Raw genomic sequence first — 23,830 nt, 5'->3', positions numbered from 1 at the left:
TGGGAATTGCGAATCGCCGATTTCGGTCCAGGTGCAGAATTGCAGAAGGGGAGTCTCATAATTAATTTCGGCACCCCGAACTCAATTTTTGGCTAGGCTTGCACGGTCTGTCGAACGCCGAAGGAGAGTGAGCTGTGCCAGACCGTGACGTGGAGCAGGTGATCGCCGACGTCTGCCGGAAGATGTCCGCGCACTACGTCTTTCCCGACGTCGCCGAAGAGGTTGTGGGGGTGCTGCGCGCCAGGTCGGCCGGGGGTAGCTACACCGAGCTCGACCACCCCGCGCTGGCTGAGGCCGTCACCGCGGATCTCCAGTCGGTGAACGGGGACAAACACCTCCGGCTGCGCCATCACATCGAACCGCTTCACGCCCACCGCGAAGAGCCCGAAGGGTTCGCCGAGTCCGAACGGGCGGAGGCGGCACAAACCGGACACGGGATCGCCAGGGTCGAGCGGCTGGACGGCAACGTCGGCTACCTGGACATCCGGTTTCTCTTCGGGCCGGAGATCAGCGGCGAGGTGCAGTCCGCTGCGATGACGTTGCTCGCCTCCACCGACGCGTTGCTGATCGACGTGCGGCGAAACCGCGGTGGCAGCCCCGCAGCGGTGGCCCTGATCTGCACCTATCTCTTCGACGGGCCGACCCACCTCAGCGACATCTACTTCCGTGAGGGCGACCGCACCGAGCAGGTGTGGACCTTGCCGTACGTGCCGGGTCCCGCGTTCGGTGCGGACAAGCCGGTGTACGTGCTGACCGGGCCGGACACGTTCTCCGCAGGCGAGGACCTCGCGTACACGCTGCAGCAACTGGGCAGGGCACGAACCGTGGGCGAGACGACTCGGGGCGGTGCGCATCCCCGCGAGCAGTACCGGGTCGACACCCACCTGGACGTCACGATCTCCTTCGCGCGCTCGATCAACCTGGTCTCGGGAACCAACTGGGAGGGCACCGGCGTCCGCCCGGACGTGCCCGCGCCCGCGGCCGACGCGTTCGAGCGGGCCTACCGACTGGCGCTGGAAGACATCGGGACTTCGGGTGCACGTGATGCCTGAGCTGACCGGCGAGCTGGTCGTGGACGACGTTGTTCCATTGCGACCTGCGGTCTTAATCGTCGGAGTACTGCGCCGAATGGTCTAATGCCGCGCCCAGCGATTCGCATCTGAGCGAATTGTCGTACGCACCACCTGCGCCCTCGATATGTTTTTCTGGTGCGTTCACTCGACTTTGCCGCCGGGTTGTCTTTCTTCAGTGACGTGAGCCTTGCGGCGACAACAGTCGTCGCCATCTGCGCCGCGATCACCGCCGTGACGGCACTGGTCGGCGCTGTCCGCTCCAGCCGGCGGAAGGAGCGAGCGCGCCGGCTCAAGATCGGCTGGCAAGTGGGGGCGGACGCAGGGCTCACCGGCGCCCTCATGCACAACGAGTCGAAGCTCGCCTTCGAAGAAGTCGTGCTGACCGTCACCTGCGGTCTTCACGGGCGGGAAGCCCGGCAGGACGTCGGCGTTCTGCCGAGTGGGCAGGACTATCTGTGGGCGAGCGGATCGGTACACCAGTCGATAAGCTCGCGCCCGGCCGGACGTCCTGTCGAGCTCGGCTCCGGTACGCCACACGAGAACAAACCGCATGGCGTGCAGGTCACCTTCCGAAACGGCAAGGGCTTCTGGTTCCGGGATGAGGCGCAGGTGGAACGCGTGCGATCGTTGGTGATCTGGGCGGAGAAGACCAGGTCGGTCACCCTCGCCCGCTACTTCGGTCGCCGCAGCAACTTCCGGCGGGCCTATCCGGTCTCGGTCAAGGTGCAGCCGTTCGAACGAACCGAGGACCTGGAAGACGCCTTTGCGAAGCTGGCCGCGACCGGTGACGCGCCGCGCGGTCACGACATTCCGGACGTGGTGGTCGGACCACACGACTGGATCGGGCGGGTCGCCCGTGAGGAATCGGTCATCGAACCACCGATCAGCGCGCAGCGGCTGCGCCAGATCTCGCCAGTCGCCTTGGACGCACTGAGCAGGAACGGCCGGTTGTACGGGATTCCCTACGTTTTCGACACCGTTGCGTTGATCCGGAACAACGCGTTGACCGGTGACGGCCCGATGCCGACCACCTTCGCCGACGTCGTCGCAGCGGGACGTGCCGCGCTCAGGTCCAAAGGGATAGAGGACGGTGTCGCACTCGCTCTCCAGGTGGGCAAACCCGACGCGAACGGGAACGCCGGTGACCCCTATCACCTGTGGCCCTTGTTCTCGAGTCTGGGCGGATCGTTCTTCGGTTTCCGGGAACCGGGCGACGACGGGGATGACAGGTTCGACGACATCTCCGTCTGGCGGCAGGGATTTGTGGATGCGTTCGTCCGGCTCGCTGAACTGGGCCGGGACGGCACGTTGAGTTCCGAACTCGGCCGTGCCGAGGCGTCCAGCGTGTTCCTGGAAGGACGAGCGCCGTTCTACGTCTGTTCGTCCAGGGCGCTTGCCGCGATCCGAGCCCGGCACCTGGACGTCACGGTCAGCGCGGTCCCGCCGGTGGGTGAGCAGGCCGCACGGCCATTGGTTTCGGCTTACGGTCTGTTCATCTACCGAGGCGCACCGAGCCTGCCCGCGGCACGAGATCTCGTGACCAGCTACCTTTCCCAGCCACGAGCTGGTCTGGACCTGAACCGATTCCAGCAGCTTGTGCCCGTGCAGGAAGAGGCCATGTCCACCGTCGCGGAACGGGACCCGGTCCTCGGCCCGTATGTCGACCAGTGCCGGACCGGCCTGATCATGCCGTCGCGGCCGGAAATGCGCGAGGCATGGCAGCTTCTCGGCCGCACCGAGTACCAGGTGCTGGCCGGCGACGGTGATCCGCGAGCGCTGGCGGAGGCGGCCGCCACCGCCGGTTGGGAACTGCTCGGCCCGGTACGCGGCGCGGACTGACCCGAGATCGGGACTTAGGTCCTGGGAAAATCAGGACCACGGGACCTGCCTGCGCCGGTCGGCGCGGAGGATCGTTCTCGGTGTGGAGGTCCTCGAGTTAGCGCGGTGGCAGTTCGGCATCACGACCGTCTACCACTTCCTGATGGTGCCGCTGACCATCGGACTTTCAATCCTGGTCGCGGGCATGCAGACGGCGTGGGTGCGTACCGGCAACGAGCGCTACTACAAGATGACCAAGTTCTGGGGCAAGCTGCTGCTGGTCAACTTCGCGATGGGCGTGGTGACCGGGATCGTGCAGGAGTTCCAGTTCGGCATGAACTGGAGTGCCTACTCGCGTTTCGTCGGTGACGTGTTCGGGGCGCCACTGGCGATGGAAGGTCTGGTCGCGTTCTTCGTCGAGTCCACCTTCCTCGGGTTGTGGATCTTCGGCTGGGATCGGTTGCCCAAGCGCGTGCACCTGGCCTGTGCCTGGGCGTTCTCGCTGGCCACGGTGGCCTCCGCCTACTTCATCCTGGCCGCCAACTCCTGGATGCAGCACCCGGTCGGGGTGGAGTTCGTCGACGGCCGGCCGACGATGAACTCCATCTGGGCGGTACTGACGAACAACACCGCGCTGGCCGCCATCCCGCACACGATCGCGGGCACCTTCTCGGTCGCGGCGGCCTTCCTGGTCGGCATCGCAGGCTGGCGCCTGGTGTCGAAGCGGCGGACCCACGACGAGCACCGCGAGGTGTGGCGGTCTTCGCTGCGCCTGGGCGCCTGGGTCGGGGTCGTGGCCTTCGCGGGACTCGTGGTCAGTGGCGACGCGCAGGGCAAGCTGATGTTCGAGCAGCAGCCGATGAAGATGGCGGCGGCCGAGGCCCTCTGCCACACCGAGCAGCCAGCCAGCTTCTCGATCATCGCCGTCGGGGACGTCGCGAACGCCGAGTGCGAGGACGTCAAGACGTTCACTGTGCCCGCGCTCTTGTCCTTCCTCGCGCACAACGACTTCACCACTGAGGTGAAGGGGATCGACGACCTGGTCACCGAGTACCAGGCGCAGTACGGCACGCACTACCCCGACGACCCGGCGCTCGGTGAACTGGCCGGGCAGCCGATCGACTACGTGCCCAATCTGCCGGTTACGTACTGGGGATTCCGGGTGATGATCGGCTTCGGCGCACTGTCGGCGGGTATCGGTGTACTCGCGCTGTGGCTGACCCGGCGAGGCCGCATCCCGGAGTCGAAATGGTTCCCGAGGATGGTGCTGGCCGGGATCGCCACGCCGTTCATCGCCAACAGCGCGGGCTGGATCTTCACCGAGATGGGCAGGCAGCCGTTCGTGGTGGTGCCCAACCCGACCGGCGTGGACGGGGTGTGGATGTTCACCGCGCAGGCCGTCTCGCGGGTGACGGCCGGTGAGGTGTGGGCCTCGCTCATCGCGCTTACCGCGATCTACGCGGCGCTCGGGGTGGTCGAGGTGTTCCTGCTGCGCAAGTACGTCCGCGGCGGAATCGAGGGCGTGCTGCCGCCGAAGAAACCCCAGGTGGATGACGATGCCGACCAGGACTCGGGCGACGACGCGCTCGCGTTCGCGTACTAGGGAGGGCGACGCGCGATGCTGACCGGACCCATCCCAGCCCCCACCCTCTCCGGGGGGCAGCCCCAGGTCCAGCCTATCCGGATGTGGGTTATGCACCACCCCTCACCAGCAAGTTGTGGACAACTCGGTTGGTTGTGCACAACTTGGGGACAACTTCGCGTCCAACCAGCCAACATCATCGAGGGGAGGGCGTGATGGACCTGCCCACCATCTGGTTCTGCATCATCGCCGCCTTCTGGCTCGGTTACCTCTTCCTCGAGGGCTTCGACTTCGGCGTCGGAATGCTGCTGCCCGTGCTCGGCAGGGACAACACCGAACGCCGGGTCATGGTCAACACGATCGGGCCGGTCTGGGACGGCAATGAAGTCTGGCTGATCGTCGCTGCCGGAGCGATGTTCGCCGCGTTCCCCGCCTGGTACGCGTCCCTCTTCTCGGCCGCCTACCTCCCGCTGCTGCTGGTGCTGCTCGCGCTCATCGGTCGCGGGGTCGCGTTCGAGTACCGCGGCAAGGTCGACACCGACAGCTGGCGGCGCGCCTGGGACGTGGTGATCGTGCTCGGATCCTGGATCCCGCCGCTGGGCGTCGGGCTCCTGCTCGCCACCACCGTGCTCGGCCTCCCGCTCGATGCGGACGGTAACCGAGTCGGCTCGGCGTTCGAGGCTTTCCGCTGGGACACCCTGCTCGGCGCCGCTGCCCTCGCCGGGTTCTCCCTCGTGCACGGTGCGACGTTCCTCGCGCTGAAGACTTCGGGCGACATACGTGGGCGGGCACGTCACCTCGCCCTGCGGCTAATGCCCGTCGCGCTGTTGCCGTTGCTCGCCTTCATGGCCCTTGTGCAGTGGCGGCACGGTTCGCTCTGGACGGTGGGATTGCCGGTGATCGCGCTGGTCGCTGGTTTGGTGGCCTGGCAACGACTGCGCGCAGACCGCGAAGGGCAGGCGTTCGCCGCGCTCGGCGTCGTGATCGCCGCCGCTGCCGTGACACTGTTCGCCGCGCTCTACCCGAACGTGCTGCCATCCACCCTGGATGCGGCCAACTCGCTGACCGTCGACAACGCGTCGTCCAGCCCTTACACGCTGACGGTGATGACCTGGGTCGCGGCCTTCGGGGCGCCTGCCGTGCTCGTCTACCAGGGCTGGACCTACTGGGTGTTCCGCAAGCGGATCGGCACTCAGCACATTCCGAAGGTGCACGTCCCCCGATGAGATTTCCCGCCCGCGCGCCCCTTTCCGCCATAGTGTCCAAATCGGACACGGTGTCCAAGTCGGACACAGCGCGGAGCGGGAAAGGTCCGCTCGGCGCGCTGCCCGCCCTCTCGGCGGCGGCGCGCCGGGCGCTGGCCCTCGCGGCCGGACTGTCCGTGCTCAACGCTGCCACGCTGGTCGCGCAGGCGTTCCTGCTGGCCTCCGTACTCGCCGCGATCGTCGACGGCAGCGCCGGTGACCTACGGGCCAGGCTCGCCGCGCTGCTCGCGGTGGTCGTTGTCAGGTCACTTGTCGGCTGGGCGCTGCGGGTCGTATCGGCCAGGGCGGCGGCTGGTGCCAAGGAAGAGCTACGGGCCCGCACCGTCGACCAGGCGCTACGCCTCGGGCCGGAATGGATCGCGTCGCGTGGCCCAGGGCAACTCGCCACCCTGACCACCCGCGGCCTCGACGCGCTCGATGCCTACTTCACCGAGTACCTGCCCGCACTGGTGACGGCGGCCGTCGTCCCATTGGGGGCGGGTGCCGCGATCCTGCTTGCCGATTGGCCGTCCGCGATCATCATCGCCGCCACCGTTCCGCTGCTGCCGATGTTCGCGATCCTCGTCGGCACCTACACCGCCGACCGGGTATCCGGAGCGACCGAGGCCCTGCACCGGCTGTCCGGTCACCTCCTCGAACTGGTCCGAGCCCTGCCGGTGCTCACCGCCTTCCGCCGTGCCGAGGCGCAGGCGGAGGCCGTTCGCAGGGTGTCCGACCGGCACCGGGAAGCGACGGTGTCCAGTCTGCGCATCGCCTTCTCCTCGGCATTCGTGCTGGAGCTCGCCGCCACGCTTTCGGTGGCTCTGGTCGCCGTGGTGATCGGCGTGCGGCTGGTGTCCGGCGACCTTGGCCTCGCGGTCGGCCTCGGCGTGCTGATCCTCGCCCCGGAGTGCTACCAGCCGCTGCGCTCGGTCGGGGCGGCCTTCCACGCAGGGCAGGACGGTGCCGAAGCCGTGCGCAGGGTGGCGGCCATCCTCGACGAACCCCTGCCTCGTGACGGCACCGCCACTGCACGCCGGGGCGAGGTCCGCGTCGAGGGGCTACGTGTGCGACGCCGGGATCGCACAGCCCCGGATGGTGAGTCCTTCGTGGTCAGCCCGGGCCACACGGTGTGGCTACGCTCGCCAAGTGGAGCGGGCAAGTCCACGACATTGGGGGTGTTGCTCGGCTTCGTCCGGCCCCATGAAGGTGCGATCACCGTCGGCGGCGTACCACTGGAAGAAGTCGACATATCGACGTGGCGCGAAGCGGTTGCGTGGGTGCCGCAGTCGCCTGCGTTCGCGGGCGGAACCGTGCGAGCGGAGCTGGAACTCGCCGTTACGGGTGCCCTGCCCGGCGGCGCGATCGAGTTGGAACTTGCCCGACTCGGCATCGGTGGCCTGGTGGACGAACCAGTCAGCCACCTGTCCATCGGCCAACGCCAACGGGTAGCGGTTGCCCGCGCCCTGCTGCGGGTGCGCCACACAGAAGCTTGGCTGCTGTTGCTCGATGAGCCGTTCGCGCATTTGGACACGGCCAGCGCCCAACTCGTGCTGAGCGCGGTACGCGACGCCGAGCGGGACGGCGCCGCCGTCATCATCGCCGCACACGAGCGCACCGCGACCGATCCGGTCGCCAACTCCGGGCATTCGCCGACGAGCTCGCACAGCCATCCGGACGAACGCAATCCTTCGGCGAACTCCCGGCCGGTGCCCTTCCGCGAGTTGCTCGACCGGCGGCTCGTGGGCGGAGCGGCGTTGGGGGCGGGAGCTCTGGTCGCCGGAGTCGCACTGACCGCGACCTCCGGCTGGTTGATCGCCCGTGCCTCCTTGCAGCCGCCGATCCTCACCCTGACGGTCGCCGTCGTCGGAGTCCGCACCTTCGGGCTCGCCCGCGCCGGGCTTCGATACGTCGAGCGAATCGTCACCCACGACGGCGCGTTCCGGGTGGCGGGCAGGCTCCGGGTCAGGCTCTGGCAGTCGCTGGTCCGGCTCGGACCCGCGCGAACGACCGCCCTGCGCGCGGGCGAGGGGCAGCGCACCCTCGTCGACGACGTCGACACGGTGCGGGACCTGTTGCCGAGGGCCGTGACCCCGCCGCTGGTGGCGGCGACGGTGCTTGCCGCGGCGATCGGAGTACAGACCGTGGTGCTGCCGGAGGCCGGTTTCGCACTCGCGGTGGCCGTGCTGTCCGGTGCGGTGCTCGCGCCCGCACTCGCGTTGCGCTTGGAACGGCAAGCGACGTCGGCGCTCGCCGCAGGCCGCCGCAGTGTCGCGGCTCGCGTGCTCGCCCTGTTCGACAGCGCCGCCGAACTGGTCGCGTTCGGCGCGGACCGCAGCCGCAGGGCCGGACTGGCCGTCGACGACTCCAGGTTGGCCACGATCGCGCGCAGGCAGGCACTCGGGGCGGGAGCAGCGGACGCCGTCATCACCCTGGCCACCGGGGCCGCGACGCTCGCGAGCACGGCGCTCGCCGCGTCCGCCGTCGCACAAGGACGGCTCGATCCCGTACTCGCACCCCTGCTCGCACTGGTTCCGCTGGCGCTCGCCGAGGTCCTCGCGCTCCTTCCGCCGGCCGCCCAGCACTGGGACACCCTGCGCGGTGCCCGCACCCGCCTCAGCGCGGTTCCAGGAGTTCCCCAATGTGGCATTAGGGACGTTGGAGTTCCCCAATGCCACATTGGGGAACTCCCCATCGCCCTCCGTGCAGCCGATCTGCGATGGCCGGGAGCGGCAGAGCCGGTGTTGCGGAATGTCGATCTGGAGATTCCCGCCGGGACGCACGTGGCGGTCGTGGGGCCTTCGGGCGCGGGTAAGTCCACCCTGCTCGCCGCGCTGCTCGGCTTCCTCGACCCGGATCGCGGTGAGATCAGCACCCCCGCCCGTGTTGCCTGGGCGCCGCAGGAACCCCAGCTCGTCTCGACCACGGTCGCCGAGAACCTTCGCCTCGCGGCCCCGGAAGCCACCGAAGAGGAGCTGGTCGACGCCCTGCGGACCGCCGTCGTCGGCGACCTCGACCCGGCCACCATCCTGCACAGCGCGGGCGCGGGCCTCTCCGGTGGACAGGCACAGCGTGTCGCCCTGGCCAGGGCACTGCTCGCCGCTGCGGAAGCCGATCTGGTGTTGCTCGACGAGCCCACCGCACACCTGGACGAGCCCACCGCGCGGCTGCTGCGAGCGAACCTGCGCACCGCGCTCGCCGGTACCACGGTCGTGCAGGTGACGCACCGGCCAGAGGAAGCTGCCGACGCGGACATCGTGCTGGAGGTGTCCGGCGGCAGGGTTCGGCAGATCAGCACGCCGTCTGTCAGTGTTCTGTGCTGAGATCAGGGGCGTGAGCAAAGCCGTGGAGGAGTCCAACCGCCGGATGCTTCGTGCGCGCGACGCGATGGACCGTGCCTACGCCCAGCCACTGGACATCGCCGCGCTAGCCCGGCTCGCTCACGTCTCCGAAGGACACTTCAGCCGCACCTTCCGTGCCACGTTTGGGGAGACCCCGCACCGGTATCTCCAGCGCAGGCGGATCGAACGGTCCATGTCCCTGCTCCGCGAAACGAGCCGCAGCGTGACCGACATCTGTTTCGAGGTCGGTTTCGGCAGCCTCGGCACGTTCAGCCGGACGTTTCACGCCATCGTCGGTGAGTCCCCGAGCTCCTACCGCAGGCGAGTGGTCGGCGGGCCCGTACCGACGTGCTTCGCCATGGCCTGGATGAGACCGATCAGTTTCGGAGAAGCTCAGGCCGATGCGCGTGAATAGCGTTACCGGCATGTTCAACGCGATCACACAATCCCAGATATTCGTCCTCGACCAGGACGAGGCCCTCGACTTCTACGTCGGCAAGCTCGGCCTCGAGATCAACACCGACGCCGACATCGGCTTCATGCGCTGGCTCACGGTCAACGTGCCGGGGGACCCCAGCAGGCAGATCCTGCTGGAGAAGCCGGGCCCGCCTGCGATGGACGAGGCGACGGCGGAGCAGGTGCGTGAGCTGGTGAGCAAGGGCGCGATGGGCGGCTGGCTCATCCTCACCACCGACGATTGCCGGAAGACCTATGAAACGTTGCTGGCCAAGGGCGTCGAGTTCACCGAGGAGCCGACCGAACGCCCGTACGGCATCGACTGCGGTCTGCGTGACCCGTTCGGCAACCGGATCCGCTTTGGTCAGCTGTTCCAGCAGCCGTGATGCCGGGTACCGGGGAGTCGTCGCCGGCTCCCCGGTCGGCCTAGGCTGGGCGGTACAGATGGAACCGACCCTTGCCGCGCGGGCGCTGTCCGCCGCCACCGAGATCACCACGAGCGCCTTGTCCGGCGACGACCCGGACGCCGTGCTCGGCTACGTCGTGCGCCGGGCTGCCGAGCTCGCCGATGCTGACCTCGGGCTGGTCATGGTCCGGGCAGACGACGGCAGGGCCGCCGTGGAGGCCGCACATCCGGATGCCGAAGGGCTACTCGGACTCGAACTGGCCGCGGACTCCGTTGCTGCGGAGGTCGCTCGCGGCGGCGAACCCGTCGTCAGCGACGACTTCACCACCGACCCGCGCACTGCCCCCTTCGTGCCCACCGAGCTGAGCGACTACGGGCCCTTTGCCGCGGCACCGTTCGGTACCGGTGGGCGGGTACTCGGCGCGCTCACCGTCTACCGGCGTCGCGGCGCGCCGGCCTTCGCGGAGCCGACGGTGGATCTGCTGACCGCGTTCGCCGCGCAGGCCGGTGTGGTGCTCGCGCTCGCAGAGGGAGCCAACGCCCGCCAGCGTGTGTCGCTGTTCGAGGAGCGGGAACGGATCGCCCGCGAGCTGCACGACGTCATCGTGCAGCGGCTGTACGCGGCGGGGATGCAACTCGACCGCGTCCGGCGGCGAATGCGCAAACGGTTCGCCACCGCCGACGGCGCGCGTCTCGCGGAAGCGATAGACCAGCTCGATCAGACCATCGAGGAGATCCGCGGCACCGTCCGGGCATTGCGATCGCCGGAACCGGAACAGCGGTCGCAGCCCGCCACCGCGACCGACCTCGCGGAGTCCGCCCGCGGTGAGGTCCGTATCGCGGGTGAGCTGCTGGGCTTCCCGCCGACGCTGGAGCTGTCCGGCGAGCTCGCCGACATCCCCGCTGAACGCGCCGATCACGTCCGGGCGGCCTTGCGTGAAGCCCTGTCTAATGTGGTCAGACATTCCGGGGCGAGTGAGACGCGCGTGACGTTGTACCGCGACGAGCACGAGGTCCGGTTACGCGTGCGGGACAACGGCTGTGGCGTGCCACGCGATGTCGCCAAGCGCGGGCTGCAACACCTTGCCGAGCGCGCGAGCGGCGCAGGCGGAAAGTTCTTCGTCAACTCCTCGCCGAGCCTCGGAACCCTGGTCGCGTTCGACGTTCCGCTGCGGTGACCGAGGTTTAACGGTCTCCCCGCCGCGCCACCCAGGCGGCGGCTTGTGTGCGCCGCTGCATACCGAGTTTCGCCAGCACCGACGTGACATGGTTCTTCACCGTCTTCTCGGCGAGGAACAACCGCTGCGCGATCTCCCGATTGGACAGTCCGTCACCGATGAGGGAGAGCACCTCGCGCTCGCGTTCGGTGAGGGCGGCAAGCTCGTCGGTGGGTGGGTGCCGGAAGGACTCAAGTACCCGGGCCGTGGTGACGGGATCGAGCAGGGAGTGGCCCGCCGCGACCTCGCGCACAGCGTTGACCACGTCCTGCCCGCGGACCTGTTTGAGTAGATAACCAGACGCCCCGGCCATGATCGCGCCGACCACGGCCTCCTCGTCGTCGAACGCGGTCAGGACGAGGCACAGCGGTGCGTTGTGCCGGGACCGGAGTTCCCGGCACAACGTGATCCCGTCCTGTTCGCCCTCGCCGAGCCGCACATCCACCACCGCGACGTCGGGCTCGACGTGCAGGGCTACAGCGAGGGCTTCGTCCACACTGCCCGCCTCGGCTACGACCTCGATGTCGGGCTCGTCGCCGAGTAGATCCCGCAGCCCTCGGCGGACGACCTCATGGTCGTCGACGAGAAGCACCTGAATGGCCATAGCCCCCAGGATACGGCGTCGAGGCTGCCGTGCGGGGAACAGGACAACCGTAATCCGGCACACGTCGTTGACAATTACCGTCGCGATTAAGCCATTTGCGCGTAACGTCCACGGATTTGCGTCGATAAGAGCGGGTGTGCCGGCACGAAAAAACGTGTTCGGCGGTCATTTTTCTGTCCTGCGAAGGGTTTCTCTCGTGTCTGTACTGCGTCGTACGCTCGTGACCGCTTCCGTCATCGTCATCGCCGGAATGACCTGTACCGCAGCGGCTTTCGCCACTGATGCGGCCGAGGTGCAGGCCGACAAGAACTGTTCGGATTTCGCCACCTGGCGCGAAGCGCAGGACGAACTGCAAAAGGACCCCTCGGATCCGCACGGGCTTGATCGTGATAGCGACAGTATTGCCTGTGAATCACTTCCGGGTGCGCCGAAGGACAATGTTCCCACCACCTCCGCTCCGCCCGTTACCACCACCGAACCGCCCGCCACCACCGAGCCGCCGGTCACCACCGAGCCGCCGCCCGCCACACCCGCGTTCGCCGACAAGGACTGTGCCGACTTCGCCACGAAGGCGGAAGCGCAGGCGGCGCTGGACGCCGACCGTTCCGACCCGCACCGGTTGGACGCCGACAACGACGGGCTGGCCTGCGAGACTCAATTCGCCCGGGGGTCGAGTGATCAGCAGGTCCGGGTGCACCCGGTGGGTGGAGTGGCCACCGGCGGCGGGCTCTGACCGGTGACGAACAGCACTGCGCCCGTGCGGCGCCGGTGGCAGCTCGTCGCTGCCGCCTGCGCCGCCGTGGTGGTCCTAGTCTCGGTACTGGTGACGGTGTTGCTCACCGGGCAATCCGAACCGGCCACCACCGCCGGACCAGCTGCCACCACGTCGGTCGCGACATCCACAACGGAGCAGACCGCGATCGGGGCTACCGCCGGTGGCGATTCGGGGGAACTGCCCCGAGCCCGTCCGGCCACCATGGAGATCCCGGCCATCGGAGTGAGTACCGGAGCGATCATCGACCTCGGCCTGGAACCGGACGGGGCGCTGGAAGTGCCCGGTGACGCCGTGACCGCGGGCTGGTTCACCGAGAGTCCTACGCCCGGCGAGCTCGGACCGTCGATCATCGCCGGGCACGTCGACTACCGGAAGGTGCCGGGGGTGTTCTTCCGGCTGCACGAGCTGCCCGTCGGGGAGAAGGTCGTGGTTCACCGGGAGGACGGGACCACTGTGGAGTTCACAGTGGACCGGGTGGAGCGCTATCCGAAGGCGGAGTTCCCGACCGAGGAGGTCTACGGCAACACCGACGCGCCGGAGCTGCGGCTGATCACCTGCGGCGGCGTGTTCGACTCCTCCTCGGGTGAATATGCCGACAACGTCGTCGCGTACGCGACGATGACCGGAAGCTCGCAGGGTTGATTCGTGGTCGTCGTCCTGAAGTCCCGGCGGCTGCCCGGGCTTCAGGACGAATCGGTGGCGCCGAAGACGCGGAGGAGGCTGGTGTGCAGTGTTGCCGTTGCCTCAGCGCTGGACATTCGGCCGGCGTCGACCTCTTCGCTGGCGGCGTGGCCGAGTTTGATCGTGACCGCGACGAGCCAGTCGGGCGAAAGCTGGTTGTCGAATTCTCCGGTGTCCTGGCCGCGCTGAACTACTCGCTTCAGCCGGTTGGCGACTGGCTCGTGGCGTTGGTGGTCGGCGTGCGCGCTCACAGGTAGCGAGCTGAGCTGCTGAAGCAGGACGGGATATCGCCCGGACGTTCGCCGGCCGGCGTCGAGTAGTCGCAGCAGCGCGCCTGTGGCTGAGCCGGAGTCAAGGTCGGCAGCGTCCATGGCGGCAACAGCTTCGCCGGTGAGCCGGTCGAGTACCGCTGCCAACAACTGCTCCCGCGAGGGGAAATGGGCGTAAACCGTCTGGCGGGTCACGCCCGCGCTCGCGGCGATTGCTTCGACGCTGGCTTCAGGGTCGGCGTCGAGTACCTGGACTGTCGCATCCAGGATCGCGGCCCTGCTGCGTTCAGCGTCGGCGCGTGGCTTCCGAGCTCGGGACGGAGTCATCTCTTACACCTTGTCAAAGTTATCCGGAGGTAGATATCTTACAGCCTGTCAAGGATCGCGACTGAGGCCCATAACCTGGCGGGAGCACCATGAGCACCCTCAACGGCACCGACCCGAAGCAGTTCATCGCCGACTTCGTCACCTCCTTCACGGACGAACTGCTGCGCAGCGACGAGGACGCGTCGCTGATCGTCGACCGATTTCACACCCCGGACATCGTCCAAGTCGCGGACGGGCATCGAATGGACCGGGACAAGCTGATCGCACACACCCGGCCTGTGCGCAAGAACCGGCCCAGCCTCCGAATCGAGGTTCACGAGGCGCTGCTGAACGGGGAAAGCATCGCCGCTCGCTACACCCTCCACGTGCAGAACCGCAAGAGAGACCTTGTCGTCGAGGTCTACTTCTTCGGGCAGTTCACCCCTGATGGGCGGATGCGGCAAGCACACATGCTCACGCACACGGTTCCTGTCGAGGAGGGGGCGGCGGCATGATCGAGAACACCTACACCGTCAGCGGTATGGCCTGCGCCAGTGCGCGGGCTTCGTCACCTTCGCCGACGCGAGTGTCGTGGCCGGGTGACCAGACTCAGGCGGTGCGCCTGCAAGTACACCCAAGCAAGATCACTTCTACCTCTAACTACCGCCAACCAGTCACCGGTTGGCGGTAGTTAAAGACGAGTTCGATCTTGCTTGGGTGTACTTGCAGCCGAACCAACACAACTGCGGGAGGGGCGAGTCAGGGGCCCGGCGCTCTTGCGTACCGTCAGCTGACGGCGGCTGCTACCGCCTTGCCGTAGGCGGCCAGGCCCTTTGCGTTGGGGTGCAGCGGGGCCGCGGGCGAGGTCGGTACCAAGCCCTCAAGGTAGCGGTCTTCGGGTGCGGCGCAGACGTCGTGGCCGACGGTGACCGGTGCCAGGTCAACGAATTCCGCGCCGTGGGCCACCGCCTGCTCTCGCATGGCGGAACTGAGCTCATCCACCTTGGCCTGCAGGTAGTTCGCGTCGCGCGCCCAAATGGGCTGTACCGGATGGCAGCCGTCCTCCCGGATGTAGGTGCCGTAACCCGCGACAGCGATCTGCGCGTGCGGGGAACGTTGCCGAATCTCCTCGATCGCAGCGCCGAGCTGGGGTGCCCAGGCCTCGATCGCATCGGAGATCTCGTCGTCGCCGCCCGCGGTGTACCGGTCCTTACAGGAGAACCCGGCAGGCTCGGGGAAGAGGTTCACACAGCTCAGCGCGGTCTGGACCAGGCCGATGTCATTGCCCCCGATGGTGAGAGTGACCAGGTCGGTGTCCTCGCTGAGCGCGTCGTACTGCGGCGCGACCATGCCCCACTGCCGCTGCGAGAAGTCGCCGACCTTCGCGCCGCCGCAACTGACGTCGGTCAGATCCGCGCCGAGTTCCGCCGCGACCACCTTCGGCCAGGCCTTGGTGGAGCGGGTGCACACCAGATCCTCCTGGATCGGCACCCCGGTACCCGAGACCGAGGAGTCGCCGAGGGCCACGTAGTCGAGCGCTTCACCTGCCGCCGATGCCGGAGTGAGGGCGCTGATCGACACCATCGCTGCCGACAGAACCAATGCGCCGCCGAGCATGCGGCCGCGGGACGTACCCACCATGGGCGAACTCCTCGTTGAGTCGTTGCAGACAACTGCCTTTGCAGAGGATTACAAGTCTCGGGCGCGCGGCACTGGATTTCACCTGGGAGTTCGGTCAGTATCTGATTCCTTGGTTTGTGACCAGTCACAGTGTTGGCAGGAGAGGAGGTATTCGATGGCGGACGGGCAGGACTGGCGAATCAACGGCGTCCCCGTGTACCGGCGCCTGATGCGGCGGCTGCCCGCGCTCACGACCACGGTGATCGAGTCGATTCTGCGGGATGTCCCGTTCTATCGGGAGCTGCCCGAAGAGGAGCTCGCGGGCGACATCGCGCGCGTCGTCGAGGAAAACCTCAAGCTGGTGGCCACGGTGTTCCGTGAGCGCCGGGCTCCTGGCGAGGCGGAACTGGCCGGCCTCGCCGAATCCGCGGGGCGACGCGCCGAGGAAGGTATCCCACTCGAGGTCGTGCTGCACGCCTATCACGTCGGCTCGCACGAGGCGTGGCGAGCGATCACCGAGGACGCCCTCCCCTCGGACATCGCGGACCTGCGCTCCACCACCGATCTGGTGATGTCGTACAACCGCGCGGCGATCACCGCGGTGTCCGGCGCCTACATCGCCGAGTTGCGGGCGATGTACAGCCAGCAGCAGAGCGTCCGGCACACCCTGCTGTCCGCGCTGCTCGCGGGCGAGCCCGCCGACGAGGCGGCCGAGCGGGCCGGTGTGCGCCTACCGGCCGCCTTCCTCGTGCTCGTGCTGCGGTTCGGCAAGCACAGCGACGAGCAGGAAGCCGGTGTCGGTGCCACCATCGCCGCGCGCAGGAAGCTGCGCCGCGCACAACTCGAGCTCGACCGGTTCGCCGACGAGGTGCCACTGTCCCTTCTGGACTCGGAGTCCGGAACCGTGCTGATTCCGGAAACGCGGAAACTCGAGACTGTTTGGGGCGATCTCGGTCTGCTGGTGCAGCGGATGGCGACGGCGACCGGGGTCGAGGTCACCGCCGCCGCGGCCAAGGCCGCCCCAGATGATGTCGCCGCCGCTGCCATCCAGGGCCGCGAGGTACTGGACATCGTCCGGTCATCGGGGCGCCCCGCCGGCTTGTATCAGCTCGCCGACGTCCTGCTCGAGTACCAGCTCAGCAGACCCAGCCCGGCGCGTCCCGCGCTCGCCGCCCTGCTGGATCCGCTGGCCTGCAACCACGACCTGCTGACCACGCTGCGGATGCACCTGAGCAATGAACTGAACCGCAGACGCACGGCGCGCATGCTGCACATCCATCCGAACACTGTGGACTATCGGCTGCGCAGGATCGCGGCGTTGACCGGGCTCGACCCCGCGCTTCCCTCCCAGCTGCCGGTGCTGGTCGCCGCACTCGCGGCGCGGCGATCGGTGGAAGGTCACGACTGACGCCGTTCGGTAGCCCTCGACCTGGCGACGACAGTTCCCGATCTCGCACTTTCCCGGGAAAGCGCGCTTCAGCTCGCCTGTGCCGACTGTTGGGTGATCGAGTGCTGGACCACCGAGATCAGAATGTCCTTGACCGAGTCCCTGTCCCTGGCGTCACAGACCTTGATCGGCACCGACGGTGAGATCGTCAGCGCGTGCCGGACATCTTCGACCTGGTGGTGCAGGGTCTGGTCGAAACAGTTGATGGCCACGACATAGGGCAACTTGCGGTTCTCGAAGAAGTCGATCGAGGCGAACGAGTCGCCGAGTCTTCGTGTGTCCACCAGGATGACCGCCCCGATCGCGCCGAGGGCGAGGTCGTCCCACATGAACCAGAAGCGATGCTGGCCCGGCGTGCCGAAGATGTAGAGGATGAGGTCGGAGTCCAGGGTGATGCGGCCGAAGTCCATGGCAACCGTCGTGGTGACCTTGTTCGGCGTTGCCGTGGTGTCGTCCACGGACAGGCTGGCCGCGGTCATCGCGGCCTCGGTGGTCAGCGGCTCGATCTCGGAGACGGCACCGACCAAAGTGGTCTTGCCGACACCGAATCCGCCCGCCACCACGATCTTGGCTGAGGACGTCGGTCCTCTTGGTACCTCGTGGTTCATCGCGCGGCGCCTGCCAGCCGGTTGCGCAGCTCCGGCGTCATCTGCCTGCTGAACTGGTCGACCAGCAGTGTCATCTCGTACACCACAAGCCCGATGTCGCTGTTCGGTGAGCCGAGCACGGCAAGGCATGAGCCGTCCGACACCGCCATGAGAAACAGGAAGCCGTTGGCCATCTCCACGACCGTCTGCGCCACCTGCCCGCCATCGAACACCTGAGCCGCACCGCGTGCCAAGCTGGTGAGCCCCGAGGCCACGGCCGCCAGCTGGTCTGCGCGGTCCGGTGGGAGTGCCTGCGACGCCGCAAGCACAAGGCCGTCGGCGGAGACCACCACGGCGTGCGCCGCTCCCGGGACCCGCGTGGTGAAATCCGTGACGAGCCAGGCGAAGTTGTCCTTGCCGGCCTGCTGCTGTGCCGGTTGTCCTTGTGGTTGCAATGGATTCGCCCCCGTCACTCGTGTTCCCTCGGCCCGTTGCCGCCAGTTCGTCCGTTCGTACCCGGCCCGGCGACGGCATCGGAGATCCTGGCCTTGCCCGGCTCCTCCTTCAGCGCGTGTCTACCGTCCTGGTATCCGCGCTGGAAGCTCACCATCCGCCTACGGGCCGCTGCGGCCGACATCGCAGGGTCTCCCGCGTTTCCCGTGGTCGTGTCGGCGAACGCGTTGAGCTCGCTCGCACCGACCGAGCCCGGCACCAGGTTCGCGTTCGGTACGCGTTTCGGCAGTCCCGCGGTCGTGGTCTCCGCGGTTTTCGACTCCAACAGTGCCTGCGCCGCCTGCCAGCCGTTGTCCGCCCTGCTGGTCCACCTCTCCTCTGCCGAAGGTTCCCGCTCGACGGCAACGGCTGCTTCGACGGACTCGACAGTGGGATCCGGCGGGGTGACGGCGGCCGGCTTCGACTCGTCGGGCTGGCCGTCCTGGTCGGTGAACCAGCGGGACATCACCGACTGGTAGATCGGCAACCGTTTGGTCGGTTGTTCCTCCTCGGGCCCGGCCACCTGCTGCGGCCTGGGGTTGGTCGGCACATGACGCGTTGTCCGAGGAATCCTGAGTGGCGCAGCGGTGTCGACGGCGTTCGCGGGGTTGACGAACGGGCCCGCGGCGCGCGTCGTCCCACCGACCATGTCGTCCAGCCGCATGGGTTTACGCGGAGGCGGCAAGGTTCCCTCACCCGACGCGCCCAGCAAGTGCTCGTCGGACGGCCATTCGACCGCTGTCGCACCGGTGGTCGCGACGGCCGCGGACGAGTACGCGCCCGCGTGCGCCAGAGCGCCCGCGGACCGTGGCATCGGCTCGGTCAACGGGAAACCGCCGAGCAGCTCGGTCGGCACAACGATGCGGGCGATGACGCCGCCCTGCAGGTCGTCCTCGTTCTCCCGCAGCCGTACTTCAATGCCGTGGCGCCGCGCGAGACGGGCGACCACGTATAGACCCATCTGCCTGGTCACCGAGACATCGAGGTCCGGGGGGTCGGCCAGGCGCTCGTTGGTCTCGGCGATCTGCTCCTCGCTCATCCCGACACCACGGTCGGTGATCTGGATGGCCAGCGTCCGCCGCCTGGTAATCACGGCTCGCAGATCCACAGTGGTGCCCGGCGCGGAAAAGAAAACCGCATTGTCGAGAAGTTCGGCGAGCACGTGCACCAGATCGCGTACAGCGAGTCCCTGTACGGCGACATCGGGCACGGAACCGACTTCGACACGGGCATACTGCTCGATTTCCGACACCGCCGCCCCGATGACGTCGGCGACCGGAACGGGCTTGAGCACGGACTTGCCGAGGCCGGCGCCGGAGAGCACGAGCAGACTTTCGCCGTTGCGCCGCAACCGGGTGGCCAGGTGATCCAGCTCGAACAGGCTGGCCAGCTGGTCCGGATCCTGCTCCTCGGCCTCCATCTGGTCGATCACACCGAGCTGGCGTTCGACCAGTCGCTGGCTCCGCCGAGACAGGTTGACCAGGATGTTGTTGACGTTCTCCCGCAATAACGCCTGTTCGGCGGCCATTCGCAGGGCACGCTCGTGCACGACGTCGAAGGAGCGTGCGACCTCCCCGATCTCCTCGCGGGTGAGCACCGGTACCGGGGCGACGGCGTTCTTGGACGCCTCCATCGGATTCGGGTCCGCGAGAATCCGTCGTACGGTCTCCGGCAGCCGGACGTAGGCGACCTCCAGGGCGGTACTGCGCAGGATCCGCAACGGGCGCAGCAGTGAGCGGGCGATCACCAGCATCAGCGCGAGTGCGGCGACGAGTGCGATCGCCACCACGATGCCGAACTGCCAGGCCGCAGCCGTCGCGTTCTGCGCGAGCTGGTCGGCCCGGGCACGAAGGTCGGCGAGAAGTGTGACTTCCACCTGCCGCTGTTTGTCGATGGTCGCGAGGCCGTTGGCAGTGAGTCCGGGAATCGGCACGGCGAGCGGCTTGTCCGCGTCCGCGCGGGCGAAGGCGACCGTGCCTATCCGCTCCCGGTTGTCGACCTCGGGCCCGCTGACGGTGTCGGAGTACAGCCGCTGCTGAGCCGGGGTGGCGTTCGCAGTGAAGCTGTCGATCGCCCCGCTCGAACCCGCTTCCGCCGCTCGTGCCTGGTACAACAGGTCAGCGGGGAAGCTGTCGCGCCACGCGGCGATCTGCAGGGCGGCATTCTCCCGCGCGAGAAGTTCCTTGCCCTCACTCAGCGACTGCGTGGTCGAGCCGAGCCGCAACAGACCACGATCCACGATGCCGGTGTTCACCTCCCGGCCGAGCTGCACCAGCGAGTCCAGAATAGACGAGTACGTGCCCAGCGCGGAGAGGTCGGAGAAGTCAGTCGTACTGGCCGCGGTGCGCAGTGGTTCGAGCGCCTGCAGACGTTGCAGGCCGTTGAAGTAGCGCTCCCGGAACGACTGATCGCCCTCGGCGAGCTGGTCGACGGCCGATCTGAGTTCGGCGACGGCGCCGTCGACCTTCGCGACCTGCTCGTCCAGGTCGGCGGAGTCGCGTCTGCCGCCGCTGGCGATGGAGGCAACCATCAGCGTCCGCTCGCCCTGCAGTGCGTGTACCGCCGCCGTCAGGTTGGCCACCAGGTCGATTCGGTCCACGGTCTGCTGGAGTTCCACGGCCCGGTTGGTCTCGTCCAGCGCACGAAGGCTACCGAGCGCGAGCGCGGTCAGCGTCGGGATGATCAGGACGGCCGCGAGTTTGGACCGCAGGCGCCAGTTGCGCAGCCGCCAACGGGAGGATTCGCCGTTAGCCTGCGACTGGTCGTCGCCCTGCAGCGCAGCGTCTGTCTGATAACTCGGATCACCACGATCGCGCGAGCCGCCGCTCCCAGGTACCCGCTCACTTGCGGGATCGGGATCCGTGCTCGCCCGCGGTTCGTTCTCGGTGGTCCTGCCCCCCAGTTTTCCGGGCACTACCAGCACACTCCCCGGGGTCCGGCCTGCGCTCCGCGTGCAGCCATCAGGCTCTTCTCCTCGCGTGGACACTCACTAGCTCACGGCGGACGAAGATAGCGAAGAAAGGAGGTGGACGTAACCCTTCGAGTGATGGGTTCTGGGGTAGATACCGTAGATGTATTAGTAAATCGCGCTACGGCGTCGTTAATTCTACCTATACCGGCTGGATTGCTGAAGTTTCACCTACTTTCGTCGGGAAATTTCCGAGGATTGTTACCTCGGCACGTTGTTACGGGAGCTTGGGTGTCGCTACTGTGACGCCCCGTTGCCTGGGGTGGCACTGCAACTCCCTACTCGACCCGAATCGGCACTCTCGCGAGGAGAAGGCTTTGTTGCGACACGTGATCAGTACCGCTCGACACCCTCGACGGCGAGTCAGGGCGGGAGTCCTGGTCGCCGCATTCGGCCTGCTCGCCTCGACGAGCGGTTGCGGACTGCTCGGCTCGTCCGACGATGCCGAGGGCGGCGGCGGTGACGTGGAGAAGGCCGCCATCAAGGTCTCGATCATGCCGACGACCGATCTCGCCCCGTTCCACCTGGCCATGAAGAACGGCTACTTCACCGAAGAGGGACTCGACGTGCAGGCCGTCAACGCACCGAGCGGGCAGGCGTCGCTGGCCAAGCTGATCGGCGGCGAGGTGGACATCGCCTACAGCAGCTACACGCCGTTCTTCGTGGCACACAGCAAGAAGGCGGCTGACATCAAGTTCGTGGCCGATGCCTCTTCGGCTGGACCGAGGACGACGATGGTGGCCGCGATGCCGAATTCCTCGGTGAAGGGCGTGAAGGATCTCGCGGGCAAACGCATAGCCGTGACCGCGACGAACACGATCTCCGACGTGCTGGTCAAATCGGCGATGCGAGCCAACGGCGTCGACTTCTCCGACGTCGACTGGATCAGCACCCCGTTCCCTGAGATGGCCGGCGCGCTGGAGCGTGGCGATGTCGACGCGGCGTTCCTGACCGAGCCCTTCATCACCCTGGCCGCCAAGAGCGTCGGGGCCGTGCCCGTTGTGGACACCGCGACCGGGCCGACCGAGGACCTGCCCACCGCTGGCTACGGATCGCTGGCCAAGTTCGCCGACGGTAACCCGAAGACAGTCGGCGCGTTCCAGCGCGCGATGCAGAAGGCAACCGACGAGGCGGCTGCCGATCGGAGCAAGGTCGAGCCGTTACTCGTTGAGCACGGCAAGATCGACGAGGACACAGCCGCCCTCACCTCGCTGCTGACCTTCCAGTCCGAACTGAACGCACAGCGGCTGCAACGCGTGCCGGATCTGCTGCTGGAGTTCGGCGTGATCGAGCAGGAAATGGATGCGGCGACGATGATCGCGAAACCGTCAACGGCCTGACGCGTGCCGCGGGTACTCCGGAATCTGACGGGCCTTGCGGTCTTCCTCGCGCTGTGGGAGGTGACCGTCAGGTCGGGGATTGTGCAGGAACGGTTTCTGCCGCCGCCGAGTGTCGTGCTCGGTCAGGTCGCGGGGCTGCTCGGGGACGAGTCGTTCCTGCGAGACGTGATCGCCTCGGTGCTCGCCTGGGCGATCGCGCTCGGCATCGCCGTCGCGATAGCGGTCCCGGCAGGACTGGTGCTCGGCAGCGTCCCATTGGTGCGGGTCGCAACGCGGGCGATTGTCGAGTTCCTGCGCCCGATCCCTTCCGTCGCCCTGATTCCGCTGGTGATCCTGGTGGTCGGCGGCGGCCCGGAAGCGAAGATCACCCTGGCCGTCTACGCGGCGATCTGGCCCATCCTCTACAACACGATCTACGCGCTCGACGAGATCGACCCGCTGTTGCTGGAAACCGCGCGCTCGTGCGGTACCAGCAAGGTGCGAATGCTGACCGACGTCGGTTTGCCGCACGCCGCACCGTTCATCTTCACCGGGATCCGGTTGTCCGGGGCCATCGCGCTGATCCTGGTGGTGAGCACCGAGTTCCTGGCCGGCGCGAGCCGGGGGATCGGCAACTTCATCCTGGAGGCGAGTAGCGGTGCGGGCCGGATGGACCTCGTGCTGGCCGCGACGCTGATCGCAGGCCTGGTCGGGTTTCTGATCAACGACGGTCTCGAACGGCTCGGCAGAAAGCTGTTCGGCTGGAGCACGATCACCGCGGATGTGACATGAGCGTACGAGGCCGTACGGTGCACCGCACCCTTCGTCATCTGCTCCGTAACTGGGCGCTGTTCGTCGCGCTCGTGCTGTTGTGGGAGTTCGCCACGCGGGTCGTGGACGACACGTTCTTTCCACCGCCGAGCGCAATACTCGGTACCGGTGTGCGAATCTGGTTGAGTGGCCCGGTCGACCAGTTGTTTCTTACCGACACCGTATTCGAGGACATCGTGCCGAGCCTGGCTCGGGTACTCGGCGGTTGGCTGATCGCGGGGGTTCTCGGTGTCGCCGCTGGTGTCGCACTCGGTCGTTCCCGCACGGGGATGGACTACGTGGGGCCACTGTTCGCCTTCGCGAGGGCCATTCCGCCGCCGACGCTGATCCCGGTGTTCCTGGTGTTGTTCGGAATCGGGACGACCATGCAGCTCGCGACGATCGTTTTCGCCTCGGTGTGGCCGATCCTGCTGAACACGGTCGACGGGGTGCGGTCGATCGACCGGCTCCAGCACGAAACGGCGCGGTCGCTGCGGACACCGCGGCAGTACTGGATCGGGATGGTCGTGTTGCCTGCCGCACTGCCGAAGATCTTTGCCGGCCTTCGGCTGAGCCTGTCGATCGCGGTGATCCTGATGGTCGTATCCGAACTCGTCGGTGCGGTGAACGGGATCGGCTACGAGTTGCTGTTCGCGCAGCGGCAGTTCGACTTCCCAGTGATGTGGGCGTGGATCGTGTTGCTCGGAGCACTCGGGTACGGCCTCAACTCGCTGCTGCTGTCCGTCGAGCGCCGCGCGTTGCGCTGGCAACCGGCGCGCAACATGCCACAGGCTCGACTACTGGAAGGCGCATGA

At 67.4% G+C, this 23,830-nt stretch carries 21 protein-coding genes; 15 read left to right on the top strand and 6 right to left on the bottom strand.

The annotated features are described in order from the left end of the window. Positions 1–134 precede the first annotated feature (134 nt). The 8 genes from D0C15_RS12850 to D0C15_RS12815 all read left to right on the top strand — a co-directional run bounded on the left by D0C15_RS12850 (position 135) and on the right by D0C15_RS12815 (position 11,098). The gene (locus D0C15_RS12850) at positions 135–1,052 is read left to right on the top strand and encodes a S41 family peptidase (RefSeq protein WP_245975733.1); all 918 of its coding nucleotides are present in this window, start codon (positions 135–137) and stop codon (positions 1,050–1,052) included. Positions 1,053–1,208: 156 nt separating this feature from the next. Next, positions 1,209–2,912, top strand: coding sequence for a sugar ABC transporter substrate-binding protein (locus tag D0C15_RS12845; protein WP_116044531.1), 1,704 nt, complete (start codon positions 1,209–1,211; stop codon positions 2,910–2,912). An 82-nt stretch (positions 2,913–2,994) separates the two neighbouring features. Further along, entirely contained in the window at positions 2,995–4,494 is a 1,500-nt protein-coding gene (locus D0C15_RS12840) for a cytochrome ubiquinol oxidase subunit I (RefSeq protein ID WP_116044528.1), read from the top strand. A 194-nt stretch (positions 4,495–4,688) separates the two neighbouring features. Next, positions 4,689–5,699: a cytochrome d ubiquinol oxidase subunit II gene (cydB, locus tag D0C15_RS12835; RefSeq protein WP_116044527.1), complete on the top strand. Its 1,011-nt coding sequence runs from the start codon at positions 4,689–4,691 to the stop codon at positions 5,697–5,699. Beyond that, a complete protein-coding gene (cydD, locus tag D0C15_RS12830) occupies positions 5,696–9,040 on the top strand; it encodes a thiol reductant ABC exporter subunit CydD (RefSeq protein WP_116044525.1) in 3,345 nt (1,114 codons plus the stop codon). The genes cydB and cydD overlap by 4 nt, the downstream gene beginning before the upstream one ends. 43 nt (positions 9,041–9,083) lie before the next feature. Beyond that, the gene (locus D0C15_RS12825; protein ID WP_211323183.1) at positions 9,084–9,473 is read left to right on the top strand and encodes a helix-turn-helix domain-containing protein; all 390 of its coding nucleotides are present in this window, start codon (positions 9,084–9,086) and stop codon (positions 9,471–9,473) included. A gap of 10 nt (positions 9,474–9,483) precedes the next feature. Next, positions 9,484–9,900 carry a VOC family protein gene (locus tag D0C15_RS12820; protein WP_116044522.1) on the top strand — a complete coding sequence of 139 codons (417 nt, stop codon included), beginning with the start codon at positions 9,484–9,486 and terminating at the stop codon, positions 9,898–9,900. A gap of 58 nt (positions 9,901–9,958) precedes the next feature. Further along, positions 9,959–11,098 (top strand): GAF domain-containing sensor histidine kinase, encoded by a 1,140-nt coding sequence (locus D0C15_RS12815; protein WP_116044520.1) that lies wholly within the window; start codon positions 9,959–9,961, stop codon positions 11,096–11,098. 7 nt (positions 11,099–11,105) lie between these two features. Here the strand turns inward: D0C15_RS12815 and D0C15_RS12810 are convergent, their stop codons facing one another. Next, a complete protein-coding gene (locus tag D0C15_RS12810; protein ID WP_116044518.1) occupies positions 11,106–11,741 on the bottom strand; it encodes a response regulator in 636 nt (211 codons plus the stop codon). A 67-nt stretch (positions 11,742–11,808) separates the two neighbouring features. Here D0C15_RS12810 and D0C15_RS12805 point away from each other — a divergent pair, with 67 nt between their 5' ends. Both D0C15_RS12805 and D0C15_RS12800 read left to right on the top strand, forming a co-directional pair. Further along, complete coding sequence (locus D0C15_RS12805; protein ID WP_245975732.1) at positions 11,809–12,474, top strand: excalibur calcium-binding domain-containing protein; 666 nt, start codon at positions 11,809–11,811, stop codon at positions 12,472–12,474. A gap of 3 nt (positions 12,475–12,477) precedes the next feature. After that, positions 12,478–13,158: a class F sortase gene (locus D0C15_RS12800; RefSeq protein ID WP_245975731.1), complete on the top strand. Its 681-nt coding sequence runs from the start codon at positions 12,478–12,480 to the stop codon at positions 13,156–13,158. 41 nt (positions 13,159–13,199) lie between these two features. Here the strand turns inward: D0C15_RS12800 and D0C15_RS12795 are convergent, their stop codons facing one another. Continuing rightward, entirely contained in the window at positions 13,200–13,793 is a 594-nt protein-coding gene (locus D0C15_RS12795; protein ID WP_116044516.1) for a TetR/AcrR family transcriptional regulator, read from the bottom strand. 89 nt (positions 13,794–13,882) lie between these two features. On the opposite strand from D0C15_RS12795, the gene D0C15_RS12790 reads away from it, so the two are divergent. Next, a complete protein-coding gene (locus D0C15_RS12790; protein ID WP_116044514.1) occupies positions 13,883–14,287 on the top strand; it encodes a nuclear transport factor 2 family protein in 405 nt (134 codons plus the stop codon). A gap of 271 nt (positions 14,288–14,558) precedes the next feature. On the opposite strand, the gene D0C15_RS12785 is transcribed toward D0C15_RS12790, so the two are convergent. After that, complete coding sequence (locus tag D0C15_RS12785; protein WP_245975730.1) at positions 14,559–15,413, bottom strand: SGNH/GDSL hydrolase family protein; 855 nt, start codon at positions 15,411–15,413, stop codon at positions 14,559–14,561. Between the two features lie 154 nt (positions 15,414–15,567). On the opposite strand from D0C15_RS12785, the gene D0C15_RS12780 reads away from it, so the two are divergent. After that, entirely contained in the window at positions 15,568–16,800 is a 1,233-nt protein-coding gene (locus tag D0C15_RS12780) for a PucR family transcriptional regulator (protein WP_116044512.1), read from the top strand. 68 nt (positions 16,801–16,868) lie between these two features. Here the strand turns inward: D0C15_RS12780 and D0C15_RS12775 are convergent, their stop codons facing one another. From D0C15_RS12775 to D0C15_RS12765, 3 genes are read right to left on the bottom strand one after another with little or no spacing between them, the layout of a single operon-like run. Beyond that, complete coding sequence (locus tag D0C15_RS12775; protein WP_116044510.1) at positions 16,869–17,447, bottom strand: GTP-binding protein; 579 nt, start codon at positions 17,445–17,447, stop codon at positions 16,869–16,871. Beyond that, a complete protein-coding gene (locus D0C15_RS12770; RefSeq protein WP_245975746.1) occupies positions 17,444–17,881 on the bottom strand; it encodes a roadblock/LC7 domain-containing protein in 438 nt (145 codons plus the stop codon). Before D0C15_RS12770 ends, D0C15_RS12775 begins: the two co-directional genes overlap by 4 nt. A gap of 14 nt (positions 17,882–17,895) precedes the next feature. Next, positions 17,896–20,832: a sensor histidine kinase gene (locus D0C15_RS12765; protein WP_245975729.1), complete on the bottom strand. Its 2,937-nt coding sequence runs from the start codon at positions 20,830–20,832 to the stop codon at positions 17,896–17,898. Between the two features lie 371 nt (positions 20,833–21,203). Between D0C15_RS12765 and D0C15_RS12760 the strand changes: the two genes are divergently transcribed. Genes D0C15_RS12760 through D0C15_RS12750 form a run of 3 tightly spaced genes read left to right on the top strand, consistent with a single transcriptional unit; the run spans position 21,204 to position 23,830 of the window. Further along, entirely contained in the window at positions 21,204–22,226 is a 1,023-nt protein-coding gene (locus D0C15_RS12760) for an ABC transporter substrate-binding protein (RefSeq protein WP_116044505.1), read from the top strand. A 3-nt stretch (positions 22,227–22,229) separates the two neighbouring features. Beyond that, entirely contained in the window at positions 22,230–22,997 is a 768-nt protein-coding gene (locus D0C15_RS12755; protein ID WP_116044502.1) for an ABC transporter permease, read from the top strand. Then, the gene (locus tag D0C15_RS12750; protein ID WP_116044500.1) at positions 22,994–23,830 is read left to right on the top strand and encodes an ABC transporter permease; all 837 of its coding nucleotides are present in this window, start codon (positions 22,994–22,996) and stop codon (positions 23,828–23,830) included. The genes D0C15_RS12755 and D0C15_RS12750 overlap by 4 nt, the downstream gene beginning before the upstream one ends.

This window comes from Amycolatopsis palatopharyngis, assembly GCF_003385185.1.
Classification (GTDB): domain Bacteria; phylum Actinomycetota; class Actinomycetes; order Mycobacteriales; family Pseudonocardiaceae; genus Amycolatopsis; species Amycolatopsis palatopharyngis.
Note: the sequence above shows the minus strand (reverse complement) of the source record. Positions and strands in the feature narration are given on the sequence as shown.